Genomic DNA, 6,806 nt, shown 5'->3' with positions numbered 1-6,806 from the left:
GGAGGAGGCCAACCCATGGGTGTACCAGGAGGTGACGAAGGTGGTTCCGGTGAGCCAACCGCCGATGGCGAGGTAGGCACAGGGGAATAGTAGGAGTCCTGACCATCCGATGAAGACGAAGCGATCGCGCTTGAGCCAGTCATCGAGGACATCAAACCATCCTCTTTCACTGGGAGCGCGTCCAACTGCAATTGTCATAAAGCGATGTTCTCCAAAATTCTCATAATAAGTGCGATCGCGTCCTAGCCGACCTTTGACTCGACCGCTCTAAGCAGAAAACGGTGATTTTGGTCAGTCTAGTTTACGATTCTTTACTTAATTATAAGGGAAATGTGCAATTTTTCAATCTCGATCTTTAATCTGACCAGCAGTAAAGATGGGAAAATCAGGAGAATCTGAGATACTAGAGTTAAACCATTCCAATTATTGCTTCCCTCTATGTACGTGATTGATGTTGTCTTAAGGAATAATCCGATTCCTCTGTCGGTCGAGCGCAAATCTGAAGAAGACGCTCAAGGACTCTATACCCAGCTCCTAGAAGCGATGCGCTCTTCAGACTCTCAGGTGATTGAACTCAAGTGCGATCGCCAAACCGAAAAAACCGTCGCCCTTCTCAGCAGCGAAATTACCGCCGTCCAAAAAGCCGAGAAAACCGGAACCACAGCCGCTTCGGGTAGACCCCCTGGATTCTTCGCCGTCACCCAATAATGACTGGAGCCATTCCTAACTCTCCTGGAATTCACGTTCAGAATCTCTCCTTTGATTGGCCCTCCGGCCAATCCGTCTTAAAAAACTGTTCCTTAGAAGTCCCCCAAGGGGAATTTTGGATGCTTCTGGGAACCAACGGCAGTGGTAAATCCACCCTCCTGCGAACTCTGGCGGGATTACTTCATGCCCAGTCTGGCCAGATCCATCTGGAATCGCCAGTCGGATTTGTGTTTCAAAATCCAGATCATCAACTGGTGATGCCCACCGTCGGAGCCGACATTGCTTTTGGTCTAGTGGCAGAAAAACTCAGTCTCCAGGAGGTTCAAAACCGGGTTGACGAAGCCCTAGAAGCGGTCAACCTGCTTCATCTCAAACGACGGCCCATCTACGCCCTCAGTGGTGGTCAAAAACAGAGGATCGCCATTGCGGGGGCGATCGCCCGCCACTCCAAAGTTCTCCTCCTGGATGAACCCACCGCCCTCCTAGACCGAGAAGCCCAACTAGAGCTAGTCATCCAAGTCAAAAATCTAGTGATCCAACGGGGAATCACCGCCCTATGGGTCACCCATCGACTCGATGAACTCGACCACTGTCATGGTGCATTTTTGCTCGACCAAGGGCAAGTGATTGACCGAGGAAATCCCCATCGGTTAAAAAATCGTTTGATGGCCACCCATCTGAATTCTTAAATGAGGGTGAAAAATTTCCATCCTAGGATTACAATTTCGGTACATCAAGCTCCTAAGCTTCCCATCAATCAACTTCAAAGCATCAAATCAGGCAACACTATGAAAAACAGACGGTCACCCATTCATTCTTTAACCCTGATCGGCTTAGGGCTACTCTCGCCCTTATTCATGCAACCGACTCAGGCCCTAGAGGAAGAAGTTCCCCTAGATTCTGAATCTCTTTCCCTGTTGGGTGAACTGCCTTTCATGCAAGAGATCACCCAAATTCCTGCCTTGGGAGAAGCAGAAAAATACTTGCCAGGTCAAACCCCAGTGCATCTGGTTTTGAGATTAGGAGAACGGCGAGTTTATGTCTACAAAGGAGATGAGGAACTAGCCAGCTACCCCGTAGCGGTGGGTAAAGAGGGATGGGAAACACCCACAGGCAACTTTCAAGTTTTTAATATGGAAGTCGATCCCATTTTTCTAAGTCTATGGACAGGGAACAAAATTGGCCCTGGCCCCGATAACCCCCTAGGCCCCCGTTGGGTTGGGTTTTGGACAGATGGCAAAACTCAGGTTGGTTTTCATGGAACCAATAATCCCGATTCTATTGGTCATGCGGTTTCCCATGGCTGTGTCCGCATGTTTAACAAGGATGTGCTTGCTCTTTACGAGAAAGTGGAAGTGGGAACCCAAGTGATTGTGGAGCCGTAAATTCAAAATGGGGGAATATCTAGGAGTGCGAGCATCTTGCTCGCTGTGTTTTCCCATTCACCGGACTTGATATGCTCTAGGGAGCATCTTGCTCGCTGTGTTTTCCCATTCACCGGACTTGATATGCTCTAGGGAGCATCTTGCTCGCTGTGTTTTCCCATTCACCGGACTTGATATGATCAAGGGAGCGAGACGCTCCCACTCCCTACAACCTAAGCTACAACATGAGCTGATCCCGATGACTCTTGCGACTAACTCACCCATAAAACAAAGGCAGCTCACTTTTGATGAGTTTCTAGCTTGCTATGGCAGTGATAAGCGCTATGAACTAATTGATGGAGAGGTTTTTGACTTGGAACCCACCGGTCAGCATGAAGAAGTGGCTGCTTTTATAACGACCAAAGTCTGTGTGGAAATTGACAGACTAGAATTACCTTGGTTTGTTCTTCAGCGTGGTCTATTGCGTCCTTCTGATGCTGGGATGAGTGCTTTTCGCCCGGATATTGCTGTAATTGATCGCACAGAACTCTCTAAAGAGCGACTTTGGGCAAACCAGTCTATTTTGACGCAGGGGAGTTCCATTAAATTTATTGCTGAAGTCGTGAGCGGTAATTGGCAAAATGATTATGCTCGCAAGCTAGAAGACTACGCGACTGTAGGGATTCCGGAGTATTGGATTGTGGATTATGCAGGGTTGGGGGGTATCCGTTATATCGGAAATCCCAAGCAACCGACTCTTTCTATCTGTACTCTCATTGATAAAGAGTATGATATTCAACTTCTAAGAGGCGATCGCCCCATTACTTCTCTGACTTTTCCCAATCTAAACTTGACCGCCGAGAAAGTGTTAAAGACAGGACAATAATTATTTTTCTAGAAACCAGACAAAAAGCGAGACCGTTTGCGTCTCGCTTTTGTTGTTTAGTATGTTGAAGAATCTTCCAATCGATCCACGCCAGAAGAGCGTTACCAGGTTTGAGGTAATAACGGAGCCGGAGCTGGCGGGGGTGGCGGTGGCGGTGGATTAAGAGGAGGAAGACTCGGTGGGGGTGGCGGTGGGGGTAGTGCAGGAATAGTAAAGGCTCTTGCGGGCGGTGGGGCTTCCCGATACAAAGAAACTCGGCTACAGAAAACCGGCGTAACCACCACATCAGCACCTAAGATATTGCCGATGAATCCTCTTTCTCTGCGGTCAAGATATACGGTACGCACTTCTCCGTCGGCTAATTCTAGGGTGACCATATCGCCAACGATACTCCGGACAGTGCCGCGAACAGTTTGTTCTGCGCCTTCAGGACTTTGGGCTAGTTTTTGAGCGGCTTCACAAACTGGACGACCTTCTGCTTGGACTTCTTCAGCCTGAGAGGCTTGTCCTGGCATTAGAAGGATAAGTGACGCACCAATGAAGGCTGCTATTTTGTTCATCCGTTTCACTCCTTCACGGTTACTAAATAGGGTTAACTCTCAGAAAAGGTTCCTAGGGAACCCACTGAGGGTTGAAGTTGTCTGAGTTGATATCTGATTCTGGAGGGGGTTCTAAATTCAATGTTAAATCTCTGAAACCCTTTTCTCAGCAAGGATTGAAGGGTTATTGATCGAGATTGAAACAGGACTTTTCCAGCATCATGCCACTATACTATCTTAAGATGCCCAATTCCGGAACTGAAAATTGACGATCCAGACCCATGTCACGACCCCGAACAACTGCTATTTTGTTTGTTGATGGTTATAACATCATTGGTGCTTGGAGCGATCTGCAAGCTATCCGCGATCGCCAAGGACTAGAAGTTGCTCGCCAGCAACTGATTGAAGTGTTGACCAACTATGGTGCTTTCCGGGGCTATGATACCCGGATTGTGTTTGATGCTCACTTACAAGCGACTCCCAATCATCGCGAAGTGATTACCCATCAAGTTTCTGTTTATTACACCCATTTTGGGCAAACGGCAGATTCTTATATTGAGATTGCTTGTGCTAAATTCCGTCGCTCGATTGAAAAATATCAAAAGCGATTGATTGTGGCAACGTCCGATCGCGCCCAGCAAATGACGGTGATCGGTTATGGCGCGGAATGGATGTCAGCGAGTCGGTTAGCCCATGAGGTGAGCAGTAGCCAAACTCGGCTGCGTCGCCAACAGAAAAGCCCGAAGAAATCCTCTAGTCGCTTTTTGGCTCATGGTCTGAGTCCCTCGGCTCAAGAGCGTTTAGCGGCTTTGCGTATGGGCTTACCTTCTTAGAGGGCGATCGCCCCAGAAAAAAATTAAATTAAACTCTTGACAAATCCCTAGTCTTAGCGCTACATTAAGAAACTGTGATCCTCAGTAGCTCAGTGGTAGAGCGGTCGGCTGTTAACCGATTGGTCGCTGGTTCGAATCCGGCCTGGGGAGTTTAAAATCATTGACCCTTTTTGAACCCATGAATGAAACGGGAAATCGGGGCTTATCCCCCTGGAAAGCCTGGTGGACACTCGATCCCTATCGCATTTACCTCAATCATGGAGCCTTTGGCGCTTGTCCGCGTTTGGTATTAGAGCAACAAAGCCGGTTCAGGGAGCAATTGGAGCAAAACCCTACTGGGTTCATTATGCATGAGCTGGAAGGGCTTCTCGACGAAGCGCGGAACCGGTTAGCTGAGTTTGTAGGCGCTCACCCTTCAGACTTGGCTTTAATTCCCAATGCGACGACTGGAGTGAATACGGTTTTACGCTCCCTTTCCTTTGCTCCTGGGGATGAACTGCTCACAACCAATCAGGAATATAATGCCTGTCGCAATGCTCTAGAATTTGTAGCGCATCGGACTGGGGCGAAGATTGTGGTGGTGTCTATGCCCTTTCCTCCAGAAAATGAGGAAGAGATTAGCGATCGCATTTTATCCGCTATTACCCCTCACACGCGCTTGGTGCTGGTGGATCATATTGCCAGTATGACGGGTCTCATTTTCCCGATTCAAACCCTGGGAAAAGCCTTAAAAAACCAAGGCATAGAATTACTGGTGGATGGAGCGCATACGGTTGGTCAAATTCCCCTCAACCTGGAGGAATTAGAAGTTACTTATTACACGGGAAATTGTCATAAATGGCTCTTGACTCCCAAAGGAGCGGGTTTTTTATATGTTAAGCCTGAGCGACAAGATCTCATTCGTCCCCTGAGCATTAGCCATGGTGCGAACTCACCCCGTAGCGATCGCTCCCGCTTTCATCTAGAATTTGACTGGACAGGAACCCAAGATTTCACGCCTTATCTCTGCATTCCAACGGCGATCGATTTTATCCAAACCCAATTTCCGGGGGGATGGACGGCATTGATGGAACATAATCATCAAATGATTCTAGAGGCTAAATGTTTATTGTCGGAAGCCCTAGGAATACCCTGTAATACCCCAGAATCTCTGATCGGTTCCATGGTATCCCTTCCCCTTCCTGATGGTTTAGCGCTTCCGCTCTATAACCATCTTTCCCAACAGTGCCATATGGAAGTGGCGATTATGGCTTTTCCCCAAGCCAACCATCGGTTGCTCAGAGTCTGTGCCCAAGTCTATAATACCCAGGCGGATTACCAGAACTTGGCGATCGCCCTCCAGTCTGCTCTCAACCCTCCCCAATTCACCTAATTGGGTGATGCTAATGGGTGATGTCTTTCTTTTGAAGTCTCCATTAACCTTGTGGCAAGGCAAATCCACTGGAATAAGCATCACCCAATCCTCCCAGAGCTATTCCCAATTCACCAGTGGAACAACCTATGAACAATCTTCCCTGTCAACTGATTAATTTCCTCGTTCAACCCTCTTGAGGGTGAGATTAATCTCTATATCCTAAATTTACCTTGGAGGCCATACTCATGGGGATTCCTCAAGTTTTGCGCTGGACTATGATTTACTTGCTGCAAACGGCTATTACGCTCACCATTGGAGCCTTATTCGTACAATGGATTGCTCGCTTACCCTAAGTGTTAGCAGATGGAGGATTAGGGATTAGCCATTAGCGATTACAATGATCCCTAACTTGTTTGAGTGTTATCTCTCTATTAATCTGCTATGGTGTCGCGAATTCTTGTTGCTCTGGATCGTAGTCAAACCAGTCATCATATTTTTCAAGCAGCGCTAGTTCTGGCTCAGGTTTATTCGGCTCGGTTGATGTTGCTGCATGTGCTATCGAGTCAATCGTCTGATAGTCCCCCCGATCCTCGGATGATGAGTTTAGGGATTGAAGGGCAGTTGAGTGTGGATTGGGTGAAATCCTATCATCAGCAATGGGAAAAATATGAACAAGAGAGCCTGGAGTTGCTCAAAACCTTTGAAGAGCAAGCCCTTCAAGGAGGTATTGAAACGGAATTAACCCAAACCTATGGTAATCCAGGGCACACCATTTGCAATCTGGCCCAGTCTTGGGATGCGGATTTGGTGGTGATGGGACGACGGGATCGCTCGAATCTGACGGAGTGGTTTTTAGGGAGCGTGAGTAATTATGTGATTCATCATGCGGCTTGTTCGGTGTATTTGGTGCATTCGTGATATCAAGTTCGCTTATTCATGTCCGCGAAGCGGAAATACCCTAATTAAAAATCCAGGGAGCAAGATGCTTGAATACCCTAATTAAAAATCCAGGGAGCAAGATGCTCCCACTCCAGTCAGATCAAAGAATTCGAGGAGTGCGGGCATCTTGCCCGCTTCTTAATATCAAGGCCGAGTGTCTTCGCGGCAGAGAGTTGTAGGGAG

The 6,806-nt window shown here is 47.8% G+C and carries 8 protein-coding genes, 1 tRNA gene and 1 pseudogene; 8 read left to right on the top strand and 2 right to left on the bottom strand.

All coding sequences use genetic code 11. The annotated features are described in order from the left end of the window. Positions 1–198 (bottom strand): annotated as a pseudogene (locus PMG71_RS23615) (photosystem II D2 protein (photosystem q(a) protein)); the annotation flags it as partial. 240 nt (positions 199–438) lie between these two features. Here PMG71_RS23615 and PMG71_RS23610 point away from each other — a divergent pair. From PMG71_RS23610 to PMG71_RS23595, 4 genes are all read left to right on the top strand, one after another. Further along, positions 439–708 (top strand): UPF0367 protein family, encoded by a 270-nt coding sequence (locus tag PMG71_RS23610; protein WP_283756190.1) that lies wholly within the window; start codon positions 439–441, stop codon positions 706–708. After that, positions 708–1,397 carry an energy-coupling factor ABC transporter ATP-binding protein gene (locus PMG71_RS23605; protein ID WP_283756189.1) on the top strand — a complete coding sequence of 230 codons (690 nt, stop codon included), beginning with the start codon at positions 708–710 and terminating at the stop codon, positions 1,395–1,397. The genes PMG71_RS23610 and PMG71_RS23605 overlap by 1 nt, the downstream gene beginning before the upstream one ends. A 99-nt stretch (positions 1,398–1,496) precedes the next feature. After that, positions 1,497–2,093, top strand: coding sequence for a L,D-transpeptidase (locus PMG71_RS23600; RefSeq protein ID WP_283756188.1), 597 nt, complete (start codon positions 1,497–1,499; stop codon positions 2,091–2,093). Between the two features lie 238 nt (positions 2,094–2,331). Further along, the gene (locus PMG71_RS23595) at positions 2,332–2,958 is read left to right on the top strand and encodes a Uma2 family endonuclease (RefSeq protein WP_283756187.1); all 627 of its coding nucleotides are present in this window, start codon (positions 2,332–2,334) and stop codon (positions 2,956–2,958) included. Between the two features lie 101 nt (positions 2,959–3,059). On the opposite strand, the gene PMG71_RS23590 is transcribed toward PMG71_RS23595, so the two are convergent. Continuing rightward, on the bottom strand, positions 3,060–3,518 hold the full coding sequence (locus tag PMG71_RS23590; RefSeq protein ID WP_283756186.1) for a hypothetical protein: 459 nt from the start codon (positions 3,516–3,518) through the stop codon (positions 3,060–3,062). A gap of 260 nt (positions 3,519–3,778) precedes the next feature. Here PMG71_RS23590 and PMG71_RS23585 point away from each other — a divergent pair, with 260 nt between their 5' ends. The 4 genes from PMG71_RS23585 (at position 3,779) to PMG71_RS23570 (ending at position 6,602) form a co-directional block, all read left to right on the top strand. After that, on the top strand, positions 3,779–4,330 hold the full coding sequence (locus PMG71_RS23585; protein WP_283756185.1) for an NYN domain-containing protein: 552 nt from the start codon (positions 3,779–3,781) through the stop codon (positions 4,328–4,330). A 78-nt stretch (positions 4,331–4,408) separates the two neighbouring features. Beyond that, a tRNA-Asn gene (locus tag PMG71_RS23580) sits at positions 4,409–4,480 on the top strand. A 28-nt stretch (positions 4,481–4,508) separates the two neighbouring features. Continuing rightward, the gene (locus PMG71_RS23575) at positions 4,509–5,702 is read left to right on the top strand and encodes an aminotransferase class V-fold PLP-dependent enzyme (RefSeq protein WP_283756184.1); all 1,194 of its coding nucleotides are present in this window, start codon (positions 4,509–4,511) and stop codon (positions 5,700–5,702) included. A 423-nt stretch (positions 5,703–6,125) separates the two neighbouring features. Next, on the top strand, positions 6,126–6,602 hold the full coding sequence (locus tag PMG71_RS23570; protein ID WP_283756183.1) for a universal stress protein: 477 nt from the start codon (positions 6,126–6,128) through the stop codon (positions 6,600–6,602). Positions 6,603–6,806 lie beyond the last annotated feature (204 nt).

It is taken from the genome of Roseofilum acuticapitatum BLCC-M154 (assembly GCF_030068475.1).
GTDB classification, from domain to species: domain Bacteria; phylum Cyanobacteriota; class Cyanobacteriia; order Cyanobacteriales; family Desertifilaceae; genus Roseofilum; species Roseofilum acuticapitatum.
Note: the sequence above shows the minus strand (reverse complement) of the source record. Positions and strands in the feature narration are given on the sequence as shown.

What these genes read in the sequence shown, in the direction of transcription:
- PMG71_RS23610 (WP_283756190.1), top strand. Translation starts at nt 439, where the DNA reads ATGTACGTGATTGATGTTGTCTTAAGGAATAATCCGATTCCTCTGTCG.
- PMG71_RS23605 (WP_283756189.1), top strand. Translation starts at nt 708, where the DNA reads ATGACTGGAGCCATTCCTAACTCTCCTGGAATTCACGTTCAGAATCTC.
- PMG71_RS23600 (WP_283756188.1), top strand. Translation starts at nt 1,497, where the DNA reads ATGAAAAACAGACGGTCACCCATTCATTCTTTAACCCTGATCGGCTTA.
- PMG71_RS23595 (WP_283756187.1), top strand. Translation starts at nt 2,332, where the DNA reads ATGACTCTTGCGACTAACTCACCCATAAAACAAAGGCAGCTCACTTTT.
- PMG71_RS23590 (WP_283756186.1), bottom strand. Translation starts at nt 3,518, where the DNA reads ATGAACAAAATAGCAGCCTTCATTGGTGCGTCACTTATCCTTCTAATG.
- PMG71_RS23585 (WP_283756185.1), top strand. Translation starts at nt 3,779, where the DNA reads ATGTCACGACCCCGAACAACTGCTATTTTGTTTGTTGATGGTTATAAC.
- PMG71_RS23575 (WP_283756184.1), top strand. Translation starts at nt 4,509, where the DNA reads ATGAATGAAACGGGAAATCGGGGCTTATCCCCCTGGAAAGCCTGGTGG.
- PMG71_RS23570 (WP_283756183.1), top strand. Translation starts at nt 6,126, where the DNA reads ATGGTGTCGCGAATTCTTGTTGCTCTGGATCGTAGTCAAACCAGTCAT.